At 70.9% G+C, this 20,161-nt stretch carries 16 protein-coding genes; 9 read left to right on the forward strand and 7 right to left on the reverse strand.

Annotated elements, in window-relative coordinates; genetic code table 11:
- Positions 1–24: 24 nt before the first annotated feature.
- The 3 genes from PZE19_RS21160 to PZE19_RS21170 all read left to right on the forward strand — a co-directional run bounded on the left by PZE19_RS21160 (position 25) and on the right by PZE19_RS21170 (position 1,635).
- Positions 25–798, forward strand: coding sequence for an AAA family ATPase (locus tag PZE19_RS21160; protein ID WP_277862587.1), 774 nt, complete (start codon positions 25–27; stop codon positions 796–798).
- A 109-nt stretch (positions 799–907) separates the two neighbouring features.
- Positions 908–1,447: a DUF6677 family protein gene (locus tag PZE19_RS21165; RefSeq protein WP_277862588.1), complete on the forward strand. Its 540-nt coding sequence runs from the start codon at positions 908–910 to the stop codon at positions 1,445–1,447.
- The gene (locus PZE19_RS21170; RefSeq protein ID WP_277862589.1) at positions 1,447–1,635 is read left to right on the forward strand and encodes a hypothetical protein; all 189 of its coding nucleotides are present in this window, start codon (positions 1,447–1,449) and stop codon (positions 1,633–1,635) included. Before PZE19_RS21165 ends, PZE19_RS21170 begins: the two co-directional genes overlap by 1 nt.
- Here the strand turns inward: PZE19_RS21170 and PZE19_RS21175 are convergent.
- Together PZE19_RS21175 and PZE19_RS21180 are read right to left on the reverse strand one after the other, a co-directional pair.
- Positions 1,619–3,106, reverse strand: coding sequence for a glycosyltransferase family protein (locus tag PZE19_RS21175; protein ID WP_277862590.1), 1,488 nt, complete (start codon positions 3,104–3,106; stop codon positions 1,619–1,621). The genes PZE19_RS21170 and PZE19_RS21175 overlap by 17 nt on opposite strands.
- Complete coding sequence (locus tag PZE19_RS21180; protein WP_277862591.1) at positions 3,106–4,368, reverse strand: phospholipid carrier-dependent glycosyltransferase; 1,263 nt, start codon at positions 4,366–4,368, stop codon at positions 3,106–3,108. The genes PZE19_RS21175 and PZE19_RS21180 overlap by 1 nt, the downstream gene beginning before the upstream one ends.
- A gap of 643 nt (positions 4,369–5,011) precedes the next feature.
- On the opposite strand from PZE19_RS21180, the gene PZE19_RS21185 reads away from it, so the two are divergent.
- Complete coding sequence (locus PZE19_RS21185) at positions 5,012–6,646, forward strand: protein-tyrosine phosphatase family protein (protein ID WP_277862592.1); 1,635 nt, start codon at positions 5,012–5,014, stop codon at positions 6,644–6,646.
- Here the strand turns inward: PZE19_RS21185 and PZE19_RS21190 are convergent.
- Genes PZE19_RS21190 through PZE19_RS21200 form a run of 3 tightly spaced genes read right to left on the reverse strand, consistent with a single transcriptional unit; the run spans position 6,570 to position 9,717 of the window.
- On the reverse strand, positions 6,570–7,271 hold the full coding sequence (locus tag PZE19_RS21190; protein ID WP_277862593.1) for an RluA family pseudouridine synthase: 702 nt from the start codon (positions 7,269–7,271) through the stop codon (positions 6,570–6,572). The two genes, PZE19_RS21185 and PZE19_RS21190, sit on opposite strands and share 77 nt — an antisense overlap.
- Positions 7,268–8,446, reverse strand: coding sequence for a tRNA pseudouridine(13) synthase TruD (gene truD / locus PZE19_RS21195; protein WP_277862594.1), 1,179 nt, complete (start codon positions 8,444–8,446; stop codon positions 7,268–7,270). The genes PZE19_RS21190 and truD overlap by 4 nt, the downstream gene beginning before the upstream one ends.
- Positions 8,443–9,717, reverse strand: coding sequence for a competence/damage-inducible protein A (locus PZE19_RS21200; protein ID WP_277862595.1), 1,275 nt, complete (start codon positions 9,715–9,717; stop codon positions 8,443–8,445). Before PZE19_RS21200 ends, truD begins: the two co-directional genes overlap by 4 nt.
- Before the next feature lie 252 nt (positions 9,718–9,969).
- Here PZE19_RS21200 and PZE19_RS21205 point away from each other — a divergent pair, with 252 nt between their 5' ends.
- The 4 genes from PZE19_RS21205 (at position 9,970) to PZE19_RS21220 (ending at position 16,813) form a co-directional block, all read left to right on the forward strand.
- Positions 9,970–10,572, forward strand: a complete 603-nt coding sequence (locus PZE19_RS21205) for an HNH endonuclease (RefSeq protein WP_277862596.1) — start codon at positions 9,970–9,972, stop codon at positions 10,570–10,572.
- Between the two features lie 328 nt (positions 10,573–10,900).
- Positions 10,901–14,548 (forward strand): hypothetical protein, encoded by a 3,648-nt coding sequence (locus tag PZE19_RS21210; protein WP_277862597.1) that lies wholly within the window; start codon positions 10,901–10,903, stop codon positions 14,546–14,548.
- Between the two features lie 79 nt (positions 14,549–14,627).
- Entirely contained in the window at positions 14,628–15,173 is a 546-nt protein-coding gene (locus PZE19_RS21215; RefSeq protein ID WP_277862598.1) for a diacylglycerol kinase, read from the forward strand.
- A 155-nt stretch (positions 15,174–15,328) separates the two neighbouring features.
- The gene (locus tag PZE19_RS21220) at positions 15,329–16,813 is read left to right on the forward strand and encodes a hypothetical protein (RefSeq protein ID WP_277862599.1); all 1,485 of its coding nucleotides are present in this window, start codon (positions 15,329–15,331) and stop codon (positions 16,811–16,813) included.
- Here PZE19_RS21220 and PZE19_RS21225 read toward each other — a convergent pair whose 3' ends face one another.
- Positions 16,814–18,631, reverse strand: coding sequence for an Hsp70 family protein (locus PZE19_RS21225; protein ID WP_277862600.1), 1,818 nt, complete (start codon positions 18,629–18,631; stop codon positions 16,814–16,816). It abuts the gene before it with no gap.
- A gap of 34 nt (positions 18,632–18,665) precedes the next feature.
- The gene (locus PZE19_RS21230) at positions 18,666–19,142 is read right to left on the reverse strand and encodes a DUF2760 domain-containing protein (RefSeq protein WP_277862601.1); all 477 of its coding nucleotides are present in this window, start codon (positions 19,140–19,142) and stop codon (positions 18,666–18,668) included.
- Positions 19,143–19,502: 360 nt separating this feature from the next.
- On the opposite strand from PZE19_RS21230, the gene PZE19_RS21235 reads away from it, so the two are divergent.
- Complete coding sequence (locus PZE19_RS21235) at positions 19,503–19,865, forward strand: STAS domain-containing protein (protein WP_277862602.1); 363 nt, start codon at positions 19,503–19,505, stop codon at positions 19,863–19,865.
- Positions 19,866–20,161 lie beyond the last annotated feature (296 nt).

Raw genomic sequence — 20,161 nt, forward strand, 5'->3', positions numbered from 1 at the left:
TCTCCAGGATAAAGGGGCGGGACCATGTGGCGACACTGGGGGCTGAACCGGGACCCGTTCCTCGACCCGCCCGCGCGGTTCGTCCCGCTGGCCGAGCACCGCGAGGCCGTCGACCGCCTCCTGTACACGATCGAGGCCGGCCAGCCGCTGGCCGTGCTGACGGCGGCGGCGGGGGTGGGCAAGTCGACGATCCTCCGCCAGGCCCTCGCCGAGGCCCGCCGCGCGGACCGCCGGATCGCCCTGGTCGAAGACCCGATCGACGGCCCCGCGTTGCTGCGTGCGCTGGCCGATCGGCTGGCGGGTCCATCGTCCGGGCCCCTGGGCGACGACCGTGCGACGGCCTGGCGCGGGCTGGAACGCGCGGCGAAGGTCTGCACGCTCCAGGGGCGGCGCGTCGTGCTGGCCGTCGACGGCTGCGAGGGCCTCGACGCCGCTTCCCGTCCCGACCTGGAGCGGCTCGCCCGCATCGAAGGAGCCACGACCATCCTGGTTCGCCGCGACGAGGAGATCGAGGACGACGCGCCCGCTCCCTGGACGCTGACGCTCCGTCTCTCGCCGCTGACCCGGACCGAGGCCCAGACCTACCTGTCGGACAAGTTGGCCGCCGCGGGCTGTCCCGACCGGATCTTCACCGACCGGGCCGTGGTCCGGCTGCACGCGGCGTCGCTCGGGGTGCCGAAGGGGCTCGGCCGGCTGGCCTCGCTGGCTATGGCCGCCGCGGCGTCGCGGGGGCTGGAGGCCGTCTCGTCCGAGGTCGTCGACGGCGTCGTCCCGGAATGCCGCGTCCCGCTGGGCTGAGACCCGGCGCGGCGGGGTCGGGGTGGTGGCGAGGAGGCCGCCGATGCTAGAATGGTCGCACGTTTCCCGGTGACGAACACGCCGAATCCCCGCTCAGGCCCACCCCGACATGAGTGACAACCCCGTCCCGCTCCGCGACCCGGCCCGGGCCGCCCTCCTCGCGTGGCTCGTCCCCGGCCTGGGGCACATGTACCAGGGCCGCACGGGGAAGGGGCTCCTGTACGCGTTCTGCATCCTGGGGCTGTACGTCGTCGGCTTCGCGCTCGGCGAGGGGAAGAACGTCTACTGGCGGTGGGTCAGCCCGTTCAACACCGACAAGTTCATGCTGCACTACGTCGGCCAGTTCTTCGTCGGCCTGCCCGCGCTGCCGGCCCTCATCCAGGCCACGATCCACCACTTCCGGCCCGACTCGAACTTCCTCTGGGGCTTCATGGCCGAGCCCTCTCCCAACGTGCTCAACCGCCTGCTCCTGGGCGGCAAGCCCTACGAGATCGGCCTGATCTACACGACCGTCGCCGGCCTGCTGAACGTCCTGGCCATCTACGACGCCTACGAGGGCCCCGCCTACGGTTACGGCGACGAGCCCGAACCCGAGGCGAAGGACGAGGCCGCCCAGGCGACCGCCGTCCAGGCCGGAGGCGCGGCCTGATGAACGCCCCGTCGCACATCTACTGGCTGATCCTGCCCCTGGTCGCCGCGATCAGCCTGGTCTACACAGCCTCGCGGTACGAGTCGTGGCCCGTCATCTGGATGCGCTCGATCCGCCTCTGCCTCTGGATCCTCGCCGCCCTGGTGGGGACGACGGCCGTCCTGCTGCTCATCAACACCCAGAGCTGACCGTCGCCGCCGGGCTCGCCGGAGCAGGCTCGCCCCGACTCAACATCCAGGCCGCCCCCGTGACCTGGAACGCGACAAGCGGCAGGAATTGCACCCACTGCCAGCTCGCGGGCAGGCCGTCCAGGAACCCGCCCGCGGCGAGCCCGCCCAGGTTGCGCGTGAAGCGTTCGCCGGTCCACCACCGCGGCAGCGCCTCCAGCCCACGCCAGAGCGGCCAGACGACCTCGACCAGCGGGTCGGCCACGTCCTGCGGGAGTCGCGCGCCGACGCCCTGGAAGAGCAGCATTAGGACAGCCCCACAGAACCCCAGCCCGATCGCGGCCGCCGTCGCGAGCCGTCCCCAACGCCCCGACGCGGTCAGGACCGCCGCTACGGGGATCATCGCGAACGGCAGCAACGGGACCAGCAGGCGAGGCCCCGTCGACCAGCCCCCGGTCCACTCGGGATAGGCGAGGTTCACCCCCAGCACCGCCGCCGACGCCGCCAGCGACACGACCGCGTAACCCCACCGTCGCCCGGCGAAGAGGACGATCCAGCCCGGCGCCGCCAGCGCCAGGATCGGTGCATAGAAGAGGAGCCCGCGATAACGTCCCCAAAGCAAGGGGACGAGCCGGCTCCAGTCCGGCCCTCCCAGGCCGAGGGGGTTCTCGCGGCTGTGGACCTTGGCGAACTGGGCCGTCGCGTGATGGAAATAGCCCATGTCCAGCGGGTTCCCGAACGCCAGCATGTTGTAGAGCAGCATGACGAGGGCCGGCAGCAAGGCTCCCAGGCCGAAATAGGCGATCGCGTCCCAGCGTCGCGCCCTCGCCGCGCACTGGCCGAGCAGGTAGAACCCGAGCACCGCCGAAACCGGTCCGACCTGCAGCTCGATCACCGCCGCATACGACGCCAGCAGCCCGGCCAGGAAGGTGCGGAGGCCGTCACGCCGCGTCGTCGGGCGAGCCAGGAGCGCGAACGAGGAGAGGAGCGCGAAGGCCGACGCCTGGTGGCCGTAGGCGAGCGTCGCGTAGACATACGCCGGCGTGGCCAGGCCGTAGGCCAGGGCGAACAGCACGGCCGCCCGTCGCGAGGCCCCCAGGTCGCGGGCGAGGCCCATCAGGACGACGGCCGCCGCCGCCGTCAGCAATCCCGAGGTCGCCAGCGTGATCCCGTAGTCGGAGGGCCAGAACGCCAACGCCGGGCCGTTCAACGGGTGCGGCCGCGCTCCCAGGACGCGCTGGACGGCGTAAGGCAGGGTCGCCAGCAGGGGGTAGCCGGGGAGCTTGTCGCTGAAGTAACGGCCCCGGAAATAGGCCCGGTCGCCGGTCTGGTTCTCCAGGCCGTCGATGGCGAGGCTGCCGCGATCGACGAGCGAGTACGTCAGCATCAGGCGGCTCGCGGTGTTCCAGTCTCGCGAGTGCCAGAAATACGCGTAGCTCGCCAGCAGGACCAGGAATACGCCCAGGCGCGTCCGCAGCCAGTCTCGGTCCATCAGGTCGGCCCCACCTTCGACTTGAGACCGACCAGCCGCCCCAGGGCGTCGCCGATCGCGACCAGGGCCGACGCCGCCAGGAGCGTGAACGGGGCCTGGATCGGCAGTTGATACCGGTCCCAGGCCATGGGGAGGTACGACGCGACCACGACCAGGGAGACGACGGCCCACGCCGCCGCCGCCCAGGCCGCCGGCGGCTCGCGCCGATGGAACTGGACGAGGCCGATCGCGAGCGCGTAGCCCAGGCCCGCGAGGCACAAGGGGAGCCAGCCGAACGCCCCCCAGTCCTGCTCGAAATCGTACCGCCGGGTCGAGTCCGACTTCCGGGGTCCGAGCGGCCCGAACCGGCCGAAGCCCTGCGCGGCGACCACCTTGGCCCGCTCCAGCGGCGTCGTCAGGGCGTTGTGCGCGAAGGCCTGCTGCTGGCTCGCCGACATCGTCCGGCGGTGGTCGATCAGGAGCCGGAACCGCGCCCAGGCGCCCATCTCGGCGATTTGCTGCGCCTCGGGCCTCAGAGGCGGGGCCGGCCGGGCCGTCATGTAAGGATTCAGGGCGATGAACCCGGCGCCCGCCGCGACGACTGCGACGAGGGCCCCGCTGGCGAATCGGACCCAGCCCCAGGGCCCGCCGCGGGGGATCGCCCAGGCGAGCCCGACCCAGACGCCCAGCGTCATGAGCGTGAGCAGGCCGTTGAACTTGGCCAGCACCGCGAGGGCCGTCGCCAGCCCCGTCGCCGGCAGCCAGAGCATCAACCGCCACCCCGTCTCGGGCGCCAGCGCCCGTTTCCAGGCCGCGAGCGCCAGCGCGAGCGCGACCATCAGGAACGCCTCGCAGGGGGCTTCCGACATCGCCCGATGGGCGTGTAGCGCGTAGAGCGGGTTGAGCATCAGCAGGACCGCCGCGACGAGGCCCACCCGCAGGTCGAAGGCGAGCCCCCCGATGACCGCGAGCGCGACGCAGCCGATTGCACCCAGGACGATCGACGGTGCCCGCGACACGGTCAAGACGCGCGGGGGGCCGTACCGGTTCGACGTGTCGCCGTACCACGCGCGGGCGGCCTCGGGACCAGGCCGGCGCTCGCCGGCGGCCCGCAGAGCCAGGCCGATGAGGTACTTCGGCAAGGGCACGAGGTCATAGGCCGGGAAGTCGAGCCAGGCGGGGTCGTTGGTCCGGCCTTCGAAAAGGAGGTCGGCGTAGTAGCTCTGCGTGATGTAGGCGTACTCGTCGACGAACGGGACGTCGCCTAGGTTCCAGCCGAACACGACCAGCGCCAGCGCCCCGACGAGTGCGTGGGCCCCGAAACGAAACTTTGCCGGAGACGTAGACTCTGCCGGCGGCGCGGGTCGTCGAGGCGTCATCGGGGCCGGTTTTCAGTCAAGCCTGGGAAACTTTACCGACTTAACGAACTGGACTTACGCGCCCATTGTAGAAGTCCCCCGGAATCTTTGGCAACGCCAGGATCGTCGGCTAAGTTTCGTTGACGGCCCAGATCCACGGGGTCGTCGAGACGGTTGCACGCTCCGGTCACCCGGGGCGTCGGGCCGTGTGAGAGGCCGCCTCGGCGGGCGTCGTCCTCGGGGACGAGGGCCGCCGAAGTGGATCCGAACACCGGCCCGGACGCAATCGCCGCCAGCGTGCGGGAACCTTCGACCTCCTTGATCCGGCACCCGAGACATCCCGATGCGCGCTCCTTCCTCCAGGCCGTGGGCGGGCTCCGTCCAGTCATCAGGCGATGGTCCGTCGCGTCCCGAGAGGCGGCCGGATTCGATCCGTCGCCCCCTGACGAACCGGGCCGTCCCAGCCGAGGACGTCGGGGAAGCCCCTCCGACCGCGCTTCGATCTTCGAGGGGCGGGTCGCGAGGGGTGTTCGTGCATCGGGTCCACCTCAAACGGGAGATTCTTGCCATGTTCAGCTTGAGCTGGTTGCGACAGCGCGGGCTCGCCCGCGCCCGACCGTCGGGTCGGAGGCGGTGGGCCAAGGCCCTCGCCCTCGGATCGCTGATGGTCGCCACGATGCTCCAGACGGGCTGCCGCTCCGGCGGATTCGGCTCGGGCTGCAGCCTTTTCAGCCCCTGCGGTTTCCCCGCCCGCGCCACGAGCCGGATCATGTCCCCCTTCCGCAAGATCGGCGGCGGGTTCGGGACGTGCGGCGACGGCTGCGGCACCGCCGGCTGCGACTCCCCGGTCGAGTACGGCGCCCCGGTGGGCGTGGTCTCGCCGGCCGTCCCCCTCGGCACGTCGACCCCGACGATCATCCAGGGCTCGCCCGTGCCTTCGACCGTCCCCTCGTCGGACTCGGGGACGGGTCTCGAACCGCTCCCCTCGGCGACCCCCGATTCCGCCCCCACTCGCAGCCGGTCGGGCACGAGCAGCGGCGTCCGCCAGCCGACCTCGAGCTACGAAACGCGACGTCCGGTCCAGAACCCGGGCGTCGACCTGACGCAATCGGTCGTCTCGTCGCCGGCCTCGCGGTCGACGACGGACGCGACCCGCACCCGGAGCCGTGCCAACGACGCCGACCCGGGGAGCGTGCTCGACCACCTGCCCCCCCTCGACCTCCCGCCCGAGGTCGCCGAGCGGAGCGACAGCCCTCCGGTCGCCCCCGCCGCCGTGAAAACCCAGTCTCCCGCGTCGGCGTCCGCCCCCGCGGCCTCCCCGGCCGCGGCGACGACGCCCACCACGACGTCGGCCCCGGCGCACGACCCATCCGGTCGTGCGGCCGGCGACGCCGGGGCCCAGGCCCCGGCCGTCGCAGCCGCCGCACCCGCCCCGGACGTCGACGTCCCGACCAACGGGGCGCTCGGCGTCGCGCGGTTCGCCGCCGTCGACCTCAAGCTCGCCGGCGGCAGCGTCCCCTCGACCGTCGGCCTCGGCTGGCTGGCCGAGAAGGGCTACCGGACATTGCTCGACCTCCGCGACCCCTCGAAGATCGACCCCGCGTTCATCGGCGAGGCCGCGCGCCGGGGACTTCGCTACGTCTCGTTCCCGACCGACCTGGCCAAGCTCGACCGCGAGCACCTCGACCGATTCTCCTCCGAGCTGTCGCTCGACGCCGCACGTCCCCTCTACTTCTTCGACGAGGACGGCCGCGTCGCGGGGGCCCTCTGGTACATCCGCCGCGTGCTGAACGACAAGATCGGCTGGGACGTCGCCCGCCGCGAGGCCGAGAACCTGGGCCTGAACGACGCCGCCTCGTGGAAGATCGCCCGAGAGTTCGTCGACTCCCGCGTCGGCGTGAAGCCCACCGCCGCCGCCCCGGCCGAGACGCCGAAGCCGGCCGCCGCCCCCGCCGCCAAGCCGCCCGTCCAGGCTCAGGTGGTCGAACGTCGCCTCGCCTTCGCGCCGACGCCGGTCCTCCCGACCGTCGCCGCCCCGACGCCGGCGCGCGCCGGCCTCGTCGGCTCGGACGTCTGGCAGCCGTTCGCCGCGATGCTCGTCACCGGCCTTTCGTTCCGCATGGCCTTCATCGGCCGCGCGTCGATCCCGACCATCCTGGCGAAGACTCGGGCCAGTCTGCCTGCACCGGCGCCTCGATCCTGATCGCCTGGCCCAGCGTCGGATGCTGGAAGGTCAACTCCCGCGCGTGAAGCGCGATCCTCGGCTCGCCGTCCAGGGCACGCACCAGCCGTTTCGAGCCGTACTTCCGATCGCCGACGATCGGCATCCCCCTCTCGGCCAGTTGCACCCGCAACTGATGGCTCCTCCCCGTCGAGGGCCGGAGCGCCAGCTTCGTCAGCCCCGCGGCCGAGTCGAGCACCTCGAACGCCACCCTCGCGACTTTCCCTTCGCCTTCGCCGGTGGTCCGCACGCGATTCGTGCGATGGTCCTTCTCCAGGTGGTCGACCCAGTCGCCCGCATCCTGGTCGGGCCGGCCCTCCACGATGGCCCAGTAGAGCTTGGAGACGCCCCCGGTGCGGAACTGGTCGGCGAGCCTCGCGGCGGCCTTGCTCGTCCTCGCCAGCAGCACCACGCCCGACGTGGGTTGATCCAGGCGATGGACCAAACCGACGTAGACGTTCCCGGGCTTGGCGTACTTCGCCTTCCAGTAATCGGCCGTCCATGTGACGAGGCTCGGCTCCCCCGTCTCGTCCCCCTGCGAGAGCATGCCCGCGGGCTTGTTGAGGACGAGGCAGTGGTTGTCCTCGAAGAGGATCTCGGGCGTCATGCGTCGGCCCCCACGGCCTCCGTCAGCCGCTTGACCAGCATGGTGGCGTAGGCCCCCTTCGGCAGGGTGAACTCCAGCCGGACCGCCTTCTTGCCCCGCTCGAAGCTGTCGTCGAGGACCTCTGAGCGGACGTCGTCGAGCGGGATCAGGGCCCTGCGCGAGCCCTTCGAGAAGAAGACGTCCTTGAGCTTCTTGACCCGCATGTCCGCCCAGGTCAGACCGAACGCGGCCAGCACGTCGGCCGCGATCTCGCCGAGCGGGCCGTCCGGCAGCGGCGTGCGAGACGAAGGAAGGAGCAGCTCCGCCTCGTCGATCAGCCGCCGCTGGTCGGGGTCGAGGCCGACGGGGAACGGCAGGGCGCCGACCTTCAGGTCGACGAGCACGCGCTGCTCGGGGGTCGTGTTCCGCTCGATCCAGCCGGCGAGGATCAGGTTCCAGAGCCAGCTCTGGAAGGCCGAGAAATACAGCCCGCGCAGCTCCCGCTTGTGCCGCGAGAACGCGCCGGCGAAGTCGGTCGGGTGGTCGACGAGGTAGGTGACCAGGCTCCGTTCCGACGAACGGTCGAGCGCCGCCTTGGCCTCGGGCCAGTTTCCCCAGTGGGTGCGCAGGGCCGCCTTGCGGGCCTTGGTCTCCGAGCGGTCGAACGCGTTGGGCTCGGCCAGGGCCAGGCGCAGGGCCTTCTCGTAGTCGCCCTGGAGCCAGGCGTGGGCGATGAACTCGCCCGAGTAGCCCACCGAGCCGAAGCGCTGGTCGTCGAAATAGTTGGGCACGCCGTCGTTCGAGGCCGCGACGAGCTGCCGCCCGGCCTCGGCCGCCGCGCCGGCGGTCATGTCGCGGAGCACGACGACGAAGCGGTTGCCCGAGAAGTCCTGGGGCCCGTAGGCGCGTTCGAGCTTCCCCAGCGGCTCCAGGTCGAGGTTGGGCTGATGGATCGCGTGGGCGGGCCCGTCGAAGATCGTCAGGTACTGCACTGTGACGGCGTGGCGGTCCTTGAGGCCGCCGTAGGCCACGCGGCCCCCCGGGATGTTCCAGCGCCGGCAGATCGCCTCGACGGCCTCGATGGTGCCGAGGTCGGTCTTCGAGAGCCGGTAGAAGGTGTACCGCCCGCGATCGGTCGCCGCGACGATGGGGAGTTCTTCGACCTGGAAATCCTCGGGCTGGCGTTTGAGCTTCATCGCGATCCGCCGGCCTCGGGCCAGCTCTGGAGGGTCGTTCGGGCCCAGTTGAGGGCCTGTTTCGTGGAGCGCCGCTGGATGACGTCGCGGGGCTGTTCGGGGCCGACCTCGATGCGGCGGGTCTCGACGCCCTCGGGGGTCGCCAGGCCGAGGTAGACCAGGCCGACGGGCTTCTCGGGGGTGCCGCCGTCGGGGCCGGCGACGCCCGTCGTGCTGACCGCGAGGTCGACGCCGAAACGGGCCCGGGCCCCCTGCGCCATCGCGGCGGCGACCTCCGGGCTGACGGCGCCGTGGGCCTCGATCAGTTGGGCCGGGACGTCCAGGAACTCGGTCTTGGCCCGGTTGGCGTAGCTCACGACGCCGCCGAAGTAGTTGGCGCTGACGCCCGGGACGGCCGTGATCTGCTGGGCCAGCAGGCCGCCGGTGCAGGACTCGGCCGTGGCGAAGGTCGCTCCGGTCCGGTTCAGCTCGGCCACGAGCGCGTCGACGACGTCGGTCGTCCCCTCGCCCAGGACCAGCGGGCCGAAGCGGCTGCGGATGAGCGCGGCGGTCTCCTCGGTCTGGGCCCAGGCCTCCTCTTGCGTCACCCCCTCGCCACGGATGCGGAAGCTGATGGTGGCGTCGTGGACCGTGATGCCGACCTCGGGGACGCGGCCCCGAGCCGTCAGGTCCAGCGCCTCGGCCTCGAACTCGGACTCGCCCTTGCCGAAGAGCGCGATCTTGCGGTGGACGATCACCCGCTCGACCCAGCGCCGCTGGCGGAGGCGGGGAACGACCTGCTCCTGGAACATCTGCCGCATCTCGTAGGGGACGCCGGGCATCGCGGCGAAGGCGGCGCGGCCGACCTTCATCCAGACCCCCGGCGCGGTGCCGACGGGGTTGGGCATCGCCTCGGCCCCGTCGGGCAGCATGGCCTGGATCCTGTTCCGCTCGGCCATCGGCCGGTTCCGTCGCGCGAACAGGGCGGCGATCGCGGCCAGCGAGCCCGCGTCCTCGTGGAGCTTGACGCCGGCCGTGCGGGCCAGCGCATCGCGGGTGAGGTCGTCCTGGGTGGGGCCCAGGCCGCCGGTGACCAGCACGAGGTCGGCGCGCTGGGAGGCTATCCGGAAGACCTGGACGTTGTCGTCCATGTCGTCGCCGATCGTGGTGTGGAAGGCGGTGGGGATCCCCAGGGCCCCCAGCTCGGCGCTCAGCCATCGGCTGTTGGTGTCGAGGCTCTGGCCGCTCACCAGCTCGCTGCCGATCGACACGATCTCCGCCTTCAGCGCCATCGAGTTCCTCCCGGACGAGAAGGCCCGTCGCGCCGGAGCCGACCGGGGCGAGAGCCTTCTGCATCAATCTATCGTCGGCCACGAACTTGCGACAGCCCCGCCGGGTCTGGAAGGCGCCGCGGAAGGCGGGGGCGGTGGTTGCGGAGCCCCCCCGGCGGTCGGTTATCATGGGAGGCGGCAAGAGCTTCTCCTGGCTGAACGACGCGGCATCCGTCCTCTTCGCAACCTCGGCGTGAGTGGAGAGCCTCGATCATGGGGGTGAGCGTACTGCAACGGCCGACTCTCGTCCTGAATCGCCACTGGCAGCCGGTCCACGTCGCCCCGGTGGCGCGGGCCCTGGTGCTGCTGTGGAACGAGGCGGCGCACGTCGTCGATCCCGACGACTTCCAGCTTTACTCCTGGACCGACTGGGCCAAGATGGCCCCGCGCGACGGCGAGCCGTTCATCCGCACGGTGCGGTTCCGCCTCCGGGTCCCCGAGGTCCTGACGCTCACGCGCCATGACCGGCCGCGGTTCAACACGGTGACGTTCAGCCGCCGCAACCTCTTCAAGCGCGACCACGCCACCTGCCAGTACTGCGGGGGCCGGCCGGGGACGGAAGAGCTGACCATCGACCACGTCCTGCCCCGCGCCCAGGGGGGCCAGACGACCTGGGAGAACTGCGTCCTGGCGTGCGTGGCCTGCAACTCGCGGAAGGCCAACCGCACGCCCGACCAGGCCGTGATGAAGCTCAAGCGGCCCCCCTTCCGGCCGGCCTGGAAGCCGCTGTACGACGCCTCGACCGTGCGGATCGCGAGCTGGTCGCGGTTCCTGAGCGACGCCTACTGGAACGTCCCCCTGCTCGACTCCGACTGACGCCCGGCCGATCGTCCGGCCCCCGTCCCGATCTCGCCTTGACCGGGACGGGGGGGCCGGATAACGTCCCCGGTGAACGTCCTTTCGCGTCCATGTCTCGACTGGAAACCCCGTTCCCATCTGGCGCCCGTATCGGGCGCGGCCGCGGGGAGAGCGACTTCCGAACGATCGCATCGACCGAATCGGTCGGTGCCGAGTGCGGGATCGCGCGTCGGGTCGAGACGGGGCGTCGGTTGATCGCGGAACGGCCAAGGACGGCCGCCCGCCTCGTCACGTCGGTCGTTTCTCGGGAGGTACCGTGCGCGAGCACGACCAACCCAGACGTCACATGCGGTTACGCGTGTGGTTGGGGTTCATCCTTGCGGCCTCGCTCCGCGGCCTCGCCGCCGCGGCCGACGACCCGCGCGCCGCCGCTCCGGGCCTCGCCGAGCCGATCGAGCTGGCGGCGACCCGCGCGATCGTCTGGGACGCGCCCGACGGCCGCTGGGTCGTCCTCACCGGCGCGGCGTCGGCCATCCAGGGGGGCCGCGGCGTCACCGCGTCGAGCCTCGTCGTCCGGATCACCAGCCAGGCGCTCGACGGCGCCCAGGTCTACCAGGCGGAACTCTACGCCGAGGGGGAGGTCCGCGCGCCGAGCCCGGACGCCGACCCCCGCAAGGAGGGCCGCGCCGTCCTCCAATCGGCGAAAGGCGTGAACGTGTCGCCGCACGTGGTCCGGCTGGACGCGGCCCCGCAGGGGCTGGACGTTCTCGCCCGCGTCGGCTTCCCCGCCCAGGCCCCGGCCGTCGCCAGGCCCCCCGGCCCGCTCCCCCGCGAGGTCGTCGAGCAGGCGGGCCGGCCCGTCGCCGCGCCGGCGGTCTCCGCCCCCATGCGGGCGGACGCGCAGGTCGTCGAGGCCCAGGCGCTCGTCCCCGCGCCCGAGGAGCCGCCGTCGGGCCGGCCCCCCCGCGACCCGGCCGTCGAGGCGGCCCAGGACGGCGGCCGCCCCGCGCCCCGCGCCGAGGTGCAGGATCCGCCCGTGATCGACCTGCCGCCGATCGAGGGCGAGACGCCCGAAGTCGAGGTCCCCAACCTGAGGGACGACTTCGACCCGTCCCCCGCCCCGGGCCTGGAACCCCTGCCGGGCGAGATGGAAGACGGCCCCGCGCCCCCGCTGCGCGCCGACGAACCCCACGAGCCGGCCCCCGAGGTCGACCCGCTCGCGGCCCCGCCGATGTTCCGGCCGCCGACGAACCCGGGTTCTCAGCGCGTGACCTGGATCAATCGCCGAAGCGGCCGGCCCATCGACATCAAGGAGTATCGCTCGGAAGGGACCCACACGATCATCGTCCGGGGCGGCGTCAATATCGTCGCCACCACGCCCCAGTTCGGGACCATCGACATCGAGGCCGAGAGCGCCGTCATCTGGCGCCACCCCGACCCCAAGAAGGGCGAGGCCGTCGTCGGATCCCAGGGCGAGCGGGTCGAACGACCGGACCAGCCGATGGAGGTCTACCTCGAAGGCAACGTCATCCTCCGCCAGGACGAGAACCAGTGGGCCGGCCAGGCCGACCAGAAGACCTTCCGCGCCGACAAGATCTACTACGACTTCGTCACCGACAAGCTGATGGCCGTCCAGGGCCAGGTCGACGTCTTCGCGCAGGGGCTCATCAGCCCGATGAAGCTCAAGTCGCCCCGGATCGAGCAGTTCCACGCCGTGATCCGCCAGCCCGACGGCTCGCTCGTCATGAGCAAGGACCCCGAGATCCGCGCCGATCGGAGCATCTCGACCGGCAGCCGGTTCCCCGACCCGGCGTACAAGATCTACAACCGCTCGATCACCCTGACCCGGGCCTCGACCCAGGCCACCAACCCGAACACGGGCAAGCGCGTGGGCGGGCCCGGCGGCCCGGCCGAGGAGAAGGTCTGGACCTACGACGCGCGGACCAACTTCTTCTACATGGGGCCGTTCCCGGTCTTCTACTGGCCGCGGTTCACCGGCGAGACCGACGACCTCGATCCGCCCCTGCGCATGGTCAGCTTCCGGACCAACAACTACTTCGGCCAGCAGCTGCTCACCGACTGGAACGGCTTCAAGGTGTTCGGCCTGCAACGCCCCAACCAGATCGACAACTGGAACCTCGACGTCGACTACCTGAGCGCGCGTACCAAGACCTTCCCCGCGCTCGGCAGCGAGCTGGGCTGGTTCGGCTCCGACCTCATCAACGACGTGCTCGACCCGTACCACCGGAACAGGAACGTCGAGCAGAGCGTCACCCGCGACTACTTCGGCTACTTCGACGTCTGGGGCCTCCAGGACAAGGGGATCGACGTCCTGGGCTCGGGCCCGGCGATCGTCACCAACGGGCCCGCGGGCGCGGGGAGCAAGGGCTTTCAGCGTTCGGGGGTGCCGGCCTTCCAGGACATGCGGGGCCGGTTCAACATCCGCCACATGCAGCGGTTCCTCCCCGACGACGAGGAGCATCGCTTCGAGGACCTGCGGGTCCAGGCCGAGTTCGCCTACACGTCCGACCGCTACTTCCTGGAAGAGTACTACAAGCGACTCTTCGACATCGGCATGGACCAGGAGACCCTGCTCTACGGCCAGTGGCAGAAGAACAACTGGTCGATGAGCCTCCAGACCGAGGCCAACCTCCAGAACTTCAACACCGAGTCGCAGTGGCTCCCCAAGTTCGACTACTACCGGCTGGGCGACACCCTGCTCGGCGACCGCCTCGTCCACTACTCGCACACGGGCGTCGACTACGCGAACACCCACACCGACGTCATGGTGAACAACCCGAACCTGTTCGCCTACATGCCGGTCGACCCGATCTCGAACACCAGCGGCGTCTTCACGGCCGGCCGGGCGTACACCAACCACGAGCTGAGCCTGCCGATGAACTTCGGCGACATCGTGCGGCTCAACCCGTACGTCCAGGGCCAGCTCGAAGGCTGGAGCGACCAGATCGGCGGCGGCCCCAACCGCCAGCAGAGCACCGGGGCCCTGGGCCGGTACTGGGGGGCGGCGGGCCTCCACGCCGAGTCGACCATGTGGAAGATCTACCCCGGCGTCGAGAACGAGCTGCTGAACATCCACGGCCTGAACAACAAGGTCAGCTTCTTCGGCGACTATCGCACGAGCTACTCGAACGTGCGGCTCAACGACATCGCCATCCAGGACGACCTGGACGACAACGCCTACGAGCACGTCCGCCGCTACTTCGCGATCACGAGCTGGCAGAACGGGATCCTGCCGCAGCCCTACGACCCCCGGCACCTGATGATCCGCCGCGCCTTCTCGCCGATCACCGGCCCGACCGACGTCCAGGCGTCGGTCGAGACCATGAACCTCGGGATCCACCAGCGGCTGCAGACCAAGCGCGGGCCCGAGGGCCGGCGGCGGATCGTCGACTGGATGACACTCGACGCCTCGACCACGTACTTCCCGTACGCCCAGCGCGACAACTTCGGCAAGTCCTGGGGCCAGACGATGTACAACTACCAGTGGTTCCTGGGCGACCGGACCAGCATCATCTCGACCGGCGTCTTCGACTACTGGGACCTGGTGGGCAGCACGCCCCTGAACAACTACAACGTCCAGGGCTTCAACCCCCAGGGGCTGAACATCATCACGACCGGGATCTCGCTTTCCCGCCCGCCGCGCGGCAACATCTTCATGGGCTACAGCGTCGTCAACACGGGGCCGATCCAGACGTCGGCCCTGAACACGGCGATCAACTACTGGCTGAGCCCGAAGTGGTACGGGACGTACTCGACCTCTTACGACTTCGGCAACAAGATCTCGCTGGGCTCGATGTTCTCGTTCACCCGCATCGGGGCCGACTACCTGCTGTCGCTCGGCCTGTCGGTCGACCCCCAGCGGCAGAGTTACATGTTCGCCTTCCAGATCTCGCCGCGGCTCGCGCCGACGCTCCGGCTCGGCTCGGGCACGGGCCTGAACCAGTTCGACTCGCGCCTGGCGCCGGTCCAGTAAGCCGCCGCCGGACGAGTCCCGCTCGATTGAACCGTCCCGACCCGGCCCGCGGAGGAAGAGGCGATCCGCCGTCGATCCCATGCCCGACTCCAAGCCCCGGAATCCCGGCCGGCCGAACTCGCCTCCGCCCCCTCCCCCGCTCCCCACGGCCCCGGCCGACGAGGAGCCGCCGAGGGGGAGGCTGCCGGTTCCCGAGTTCGACGAGCAACGGTTCCAGCTCCAGATGGACGACGCGCCCGGCGTCGCCTCGCAGGCCGACCGCCGGGGCACCCGCGGGAAGCTGACCGCCGGCTTCCGGGGCCTGAAGCAGGCCGTCCGCGGCGACTCCAGCTTCTACGCGCACGTTTATCGAGGCGTGTTGATCGCCATCATCGCCGGCCTGTTGCGGGTCGACCTCTGGGGCTGGTGCCTGCTGATCCTGGGGGGCAGCCTCGTCCTCCTCGCCGAGCTTTGCCACAGCGCCGTCGACACGCTGGCCCGCGCCATCGGCGACCCCGACGAGCCCCGGCTCACCATCGCCCGCGAGATCGCCGCGGCCGGCGTGCTGGTCGTGGCCTTCACCTCGGGCGCCGTCACGACCGTCGTGCTGTCGACGAAGCTCGTCGAGCTGTTCGGCTGGCCGTGATCGGATGCAACACTTGATGAGAAGGCTCTCATAAACGTCGACCACTCTTGAAATCTCGTAAGCGGGATTGCAGGATGTCGGCGCGAGCGGGCCCTCTCTCGGGATCGCGACCGATTGCCCCTCGCGGCGGAGAGACTCGACGAGTGGAGTCGCGCATGCGCAGGTTCAGCCTCGGCGACGCGGTCGACCGCAAGGTCGTGGTGCTGGAGATCCAGGGGCCGACGCTGACGGTCGTCCGCCTCAAGCCCGACGGCTCGTCCAGCCGCCAGGAGCAATCCCTCCCCAGCGAGGCGGCCGCCCGCGCCGCCGCCGAGAAGGTCGCCCAGGAGCTGCTGGGGCGGGGGTACGTCGAGCACGGCGCGGCGAAGCCGGCCCGGACCCAGCCCGCCGCCGCCAAGGCCGCAGCCGCCAAGCCCGCCGCAAGGCAGGCGGCCCCGAAGCGTCCGGCGCCCGCCCCGCGTGAAGAGCCGGACGGCGGGGGCCTCTTCGACGACCTCGAGCTGGTCGAGGCCTCGTCCCCGCCCCTCGCCCGCCTCGCCCCCCTGCCGACGGCCGCCCCTTCGAGCGAAGCGGCCCCCAAGAGGAAGGCGAAGAAGGCCGGCAAGAAGAAGAAAGGCCCGGGCGCCGCGAACCCCGACGCGCTCGACAAGCGCGTGCTGGGGGCGGTCGCCGCCGTCGGCCTGGCGCTGGTCTGCGGGCTCGGATACATGGCCTACGACGCCTTCCTCAAGCCGCCCTCGATCGTCGGCGTCTGGAAGGGCTCGATGGTCGAGCACGAGATCGGCCAGTCGCTCACGCACACGGCGTACTCGCTCGCCCTCGACGAGATGAAACGCGCGACGATGTCGATCGACGGCGGTTCGGCCAACTCCGGGACCTACAGCGTCAAGGGTGGACGGCTGCTGCTCAAGTTCAAGGACGAGGACGGCGAGTCCTTCGAACGCACGTACAAGATCAAGCTCGAAAGGGCCTCGCTGGCGCTCATCGACCCCGACTCGGGGAAACTGCTGGTCGACCTCATCCGCCAGTTCAGCCAGCCCGCGTCCGAGGCCCAGTCGGGCAAGGCGAAGGCGGCGGCCGTCAAGGACCTCGTCGACGACGGCGACAAGAAGGTCGACCCGGAGGCCGACAAGGCGCTCGCCTCGATCGAGTTCGGCGCCAAGGACGGCGCGTTCAAGCTCCGCCACCCGCCCGGCTGGCAGGCTCAGACGGGCGCCCGGCCCGACAACACGTATTCGTACATCCTGCTCGACAAGGACCCCGCCAAGATCACGGTCTACGCCGACACGACGGGCTCGCTGATCTCCGGCTCCGACTCGGCCAATCCCGGCGACTTCCCCGAAGGGAGCGAGTTCGCCCCCGTCCAGAAGGCCCACGAGCACTACGCCAAGACGGGCACGGAGGACCTCAGCGGCTATCAGGAGGGCAAGGCCGAGGTCTTCAAGGATTCGGGCCTCGGCGAGGGCCGGATGTCGGTCTTCACGGCGTCGGCCGGGATGTTCGGCGGCAAGCTGAAGGGCTACCACGTCACGCTGCTGCTGAAGGACCGCCGCGTCTCGGTCCTGGCGTACTGCCACGAAGAAGACTTCCCCAAGATGCGGCCGACGTTCCTGGCGGTCTGCCGCAGCCTCTCGCGGTGATCAGTCGGAGCCCGGCTCGCGGACGTGGAACTCCAGCTTCCAGCGGCGATCGTCGCGGGTGCTCAGGCACGAGAGTTCGAGCGTGCCGACCTCGTTGACGTGCGAGTGGAGCCGGACCGGGACCGTCGCGCCTTCGAGGTCCCCCTCGACCGCCAGGGCGGTCTCCAGGGGGGCCAGCTCCTGGATCTCCTCGGGATTCCATCGCTCGACGACGGTGCCCACGGCGTCGTCGCGGCGGGTCGTCGAGCTGAGGAAGCGGAAGACGGCGGGCTCGCCGACGACCAGCCCCAGGTCGGCGCCGGGCACGTCGGCTTGCGTCCCCTCCTCCATCCCCATCGGCACGACGCAGAGGGCCTTCACCGCCGGCGGGACGCCCGGCACGGCCGGCGCGGAGGTCTCCAGGCCGACGTAGTACGACCGCGCCACGCCGCCCCGGATCCGCACCCCGCGACCGCGACGGACCTGCCCGTAATAGGCGGCCCCCCGCGCGACGGCCAGGTCCAGGTCGTTCGAGCGCAGCTCGGGCACCGCCTTGCCGGCCCACTTCGAGAGGACTTCCAGGATTCGCTCGCGGAGCACGTCGGCCTTGAAGACGCCGCCGTTGAAGAGGACGGCCGACGGCAGGATCATCGCGCCCTCCGCGTGCAACGAGCCGGCCTGACGCCCCAGGAAGCGCGCCAGGTGGCGGGTGATCGCGGGGTCGGCCGCGTAGGGGAGGCCGATCTCGGTCAGGCCCACGCGGCGGCCTCGCAAGGGCTGATCGGTGGGCTCGCAGGAGGGCAGGAAGCCGTCGACGAGGACCTTGTTCAGCATCTCGCGGTCCAGCTCGGTCTTGAGCGAGCCGCCGATGACCTTCGAGCCCCGTCCCAGGATCGTGACGGCGGCGGACTTCTTCTTGATGTCGGCGAAGAGGGTCTCCTTGGCGGCCCGACAGGCGTGCCCGAGGGCCACGCGCTGGGCGGCGTCGAGGCCCTCCATGCCCTGGGGGAGCGTTCCGGCCACCGCATAAGCCAGCGCCAGGTCCATGTTGTCGCCGCCCAGGAGGATGTGCTCGCCGACGGCGAGCCGCGAGAGGGCGAGGTCGCCGTCCTCCTCGGTCACGGCGATGAGCGTGAAGTCGGTCGTGCCGCCGCCGACGTCGCAGACGAGGACCACGTCGCCGACCTTGACCTGCTTTCGCCACCTGTCGCCGGCCTCGGCGAGCCAGGCGTAGAAGGCGGCCTGCGGCTCCTCCAGCAGCGTCACGTTCGCCAGGCCGGCCTTGCCCGCCGCCTCGACGGTCAGCTCGCGGGCCACGGCGTCGAACGAGGCGGGGACGGTCAGGAGGACCTCCTGCTTCTCCAGTCGGTCCTCGGGCGACTTGTCCGCCACGCTCGCGTTCCAGGCGTCGCGGAGGTGCTCCAGGTAGGCGGCCGACGCCTCGACGGGCGAGACCTTGGCGACCTCGTCGGCCGCGGTCCAGGGCAACACGGCGGCGCGGCGGTCGACCCCGGCGTGCGAGAGCCAGCTCTTGGCCGAGCTGACCAGCCGGCCGGGGGATTTCGCCCCGTGGTCGCGCGCGAAGACGCCCACGGCGCGGTCGGCCCCGGCCTTCCAGGGGAGGTCGAGCGCGCCGGCGGGGAATTCCTTCGGGGCCGCCAGGTAGAGGAACGACGGCAGCAAGGGCCGGGGGGCGGCGTCGTTGAGGCCGACGACCTGCGGCACGGCGAGCTGCCGGATCGGCGTGGTCGCCGACGGGTCGCCGCCGGCCGCGGCCTCGGCGAAGGCCAACGAGGTGTTGGTGGTCCCCAGATCGACGCCGACGACGTAACGCGCCATGCCTTCGCTTCCCCCTCGTAGGACCGTCGTCGCCTCAGGGAATCTCGACCTCGGCCGGCGAGAGGACGGAGGAATCGTCCCTCGCGGCGGGCAGGACCGGCAGGTGGACCGAGCGGACCCGCCAGCCGTGGTGCTTCAGCACGCCCAGGAAGGGCGGCGAGCCGTCGACGTTGCCGATCAGGCGGACCGCGGCGGGGTCGAAGTCGGCGGGCACGCGCACCTGGGACTCTTCCAGGCCGTCGAGGATCGGCTCGATCGTCAAGTAGTCGTGAAGGGTCTTGCGGCAGCCGCGGTGGATGTCGCGGACGGCCGCGCCGATCTGGCCGTCGGTGTAGCCGTCGATGTCCTCTTCGAGGAAGTCCACCAGCCGGCCGTCACGTTGCAGGACCGCCAGGATCCGCAGGTCCGGCCCGGTCGGTCGGTCCGAGAAGAGGGGCTCGACCCGCGCCGCGAAATCGGCCTCGGTCAGGGTCCGCCAGAAGGTCCGAAGCGCTAGCCATAAGCGATTCAAGCGTGATCCCTCGCAACGACGGGGACGGCGGCGACGGGCGGGACGCCCGCGCCCCGGCGATTCCGCCGGGCGTCGTCGTCGCCGACCCGGCGGACGGACGATCTTAACATTCTACCGCGGTTGAGAAAACGCTCCGTCCCGCCCCGGAATCATTATGCTAGACTCATCGAATTGCGGATGGGTAAAAGCGTGCGGTAAGATGGAGTCGGGAACCCATGCGTTCCCGGGCGGTCCCCCGCATTCGAACGGGGCCGCCCCAGATTCCGACGCGGCGGACCGTCCCCAGCCGGCCTCGCTCGCGGCTCGGGACTTCGAGGCGGGATCAGGTCGAGGCGCGTCGCCGGAGGAGCTGTCGTCGTTATGAGCACATTCAGCACGCGTGACGAATCGGGCGTCCTGATCATCGCCTTCACCGATCCTTCCGGGCTCAACGACTTCCGGAACACGCCCCTGCGCGACGCGCTCTTCGAGTTCATCCAGACTCGCCAGGAGCCGCGGACCGCGCTGGACATGAGCAAGGTGGACTACCTCTCCAGCTCGGGCGTGGCCATACTCGTCGGCCTCAAGCGGCGGATCGAGACCCGCGAGGGCAAGATCGCCCTGTTCCAGCTCCAGCCCGCGGTGCACGACCTGCTCCAGGTCATGAAGCTCGACCGCTACTTCCTGATCGTCGCCGACGAGGCGAGCGCGGTCTCCCAGCTCCGCCCCACCCCCGTGGTGTAACCGTCCCCATCGCTGTCCTCGATTCCCTCGTCTTCCGAGACGCCCCATCCTCCCGGGCCGCATGAAGTCGGTGCGGCGGCATCGCCGAACAAGAGAGTCGTAAGCGAGTCGCGGCGGAGCGACGGGACCTTTCCCCCTCGATGAGCGGGGAGGCGTCCGGCCCTGCGGCGAGTCGCGCGTCTGTCCGTTCGGCCGGATGACCAACCGAATCACGGAGGGTGGCCCGAATGGGGCGTCGCCGCTCGGTCGCGAGACCGAGGGCCGCGCCCGAGGATCGGGCCGCTGGGGAAGGGAGT

It is taken from the genome of Paludisphaera mucosa, assembly GCF_029589435.1.
Taxonomy (GTDB): Bacteria; Planctomycetota; Planctomycetia; order Isosphaerales; family Isosphaeraceae; genus Paludisphaera; species Paludisphaera mucosa.

Excerpts from the sequence above, each read along its gene's own strand:
- PZE19_RS21185 (WP_277862592.1), top strand. The coding sequence starts at position 5,012 with ATGTTCAGCTTGAGCTGGTTGCGACAGCGCGGGCTCGCCCGCGCCCGA.
- PZE19_RS21220 (WP_277862599.1), top strand. The coding sequence starts at position 15,329 with ATGCGCAGGTTCAGCCTCGGCGACGCGGTCGACCGCAAGGTCGTGGTG.
- PZE19_RS21210 (WP_277862597.1), top strand. The coding sequence starts at position 10,901 with ATGCGGTTACGCGTGTGGTTGGGGTTCATCCTTGCGGCCTCGCTCCGC.
- PZE19_RS21175 (WP_277862590.1), bottom strand. The coding sequence starts at position 3,106 with ATGGACCGAGACTGGCTGCGGACGCGCCTGGGCGTATTCCTGGTCCTG.
- PZE19_RS21200 (WP_277862595.1), bottom strand. The coding sequence starts at position 9,717 with ATGGCGCTGAAGGCGGAGATCGTGTCGATCGGCAGCGAGCTGGTGAGC.
- PZE19_RS21170 (WP_277862589.1), top strand. The coding sequence starts at position 1,447 with ATGAACGCCCCGTCGCACATCTACTGGCTGATCCTGCCCCTGGTCGCC.
- PZE19_RS21160 (WP_277862587.1), top strand. The coding sequence starts at position 25 with ATGTGGCGACACTGGGGGCTGAACCGGGACCCGTTCCTCGACCCGCCC.
- PZE19_RS21235 (WP_277862602.1), top strand. The coding sequence starts at position 19,503 with ATGAGCACATTCAGCACGCGTGACGAATCGGGCGTCCTGATCATCGCC.
- PZE19_RS21190 (WP_277862593.1), bottom strand. The coding sequence starts at position 7,271 with ATGACGCCCGAGATCCTCTTCGAGGACAACCACTGCCTCGTCCTCAAC.
- PZE19_RS21225 (WP_277862600.1), bottom strand. The coding sequence starts at position 18,631 with ATGGCGCGTTACGTCGTCGGCGTCGATCTGGGGACCACCAACACCTCG.
- PZE19_RS21165 (WP_277862588.1), top strand. The coding sequence starts at position 908 with ATGAGTGACAACCCCGTCCCGCTCCGCGACCCGGCCCGGGCCGCCCTC.
- PZE19_RS21215 (WP_277862598.1), top strand. The coding sequence starts at position 14,628 with ATGCCCGACTCCAAGCCCCGGAATCCCGGCCGGCCGAACTCGCCTCCG.
- PZE19_RS21205 (WP_277862596.1), top strand. The coding sequence starts at position 9,970 with ATGGGGGTGAGCGTACTGCAACGGCCGACTCTCGTCCTGAATCGCCAC.
- truD (WP_277862594.1), bottom strand. The coding sequence starts at position 8,446 with ATGAAGCTCAAACGCCAGCCCGAGGATTTCCAGGTCGAAGAACTCCCC.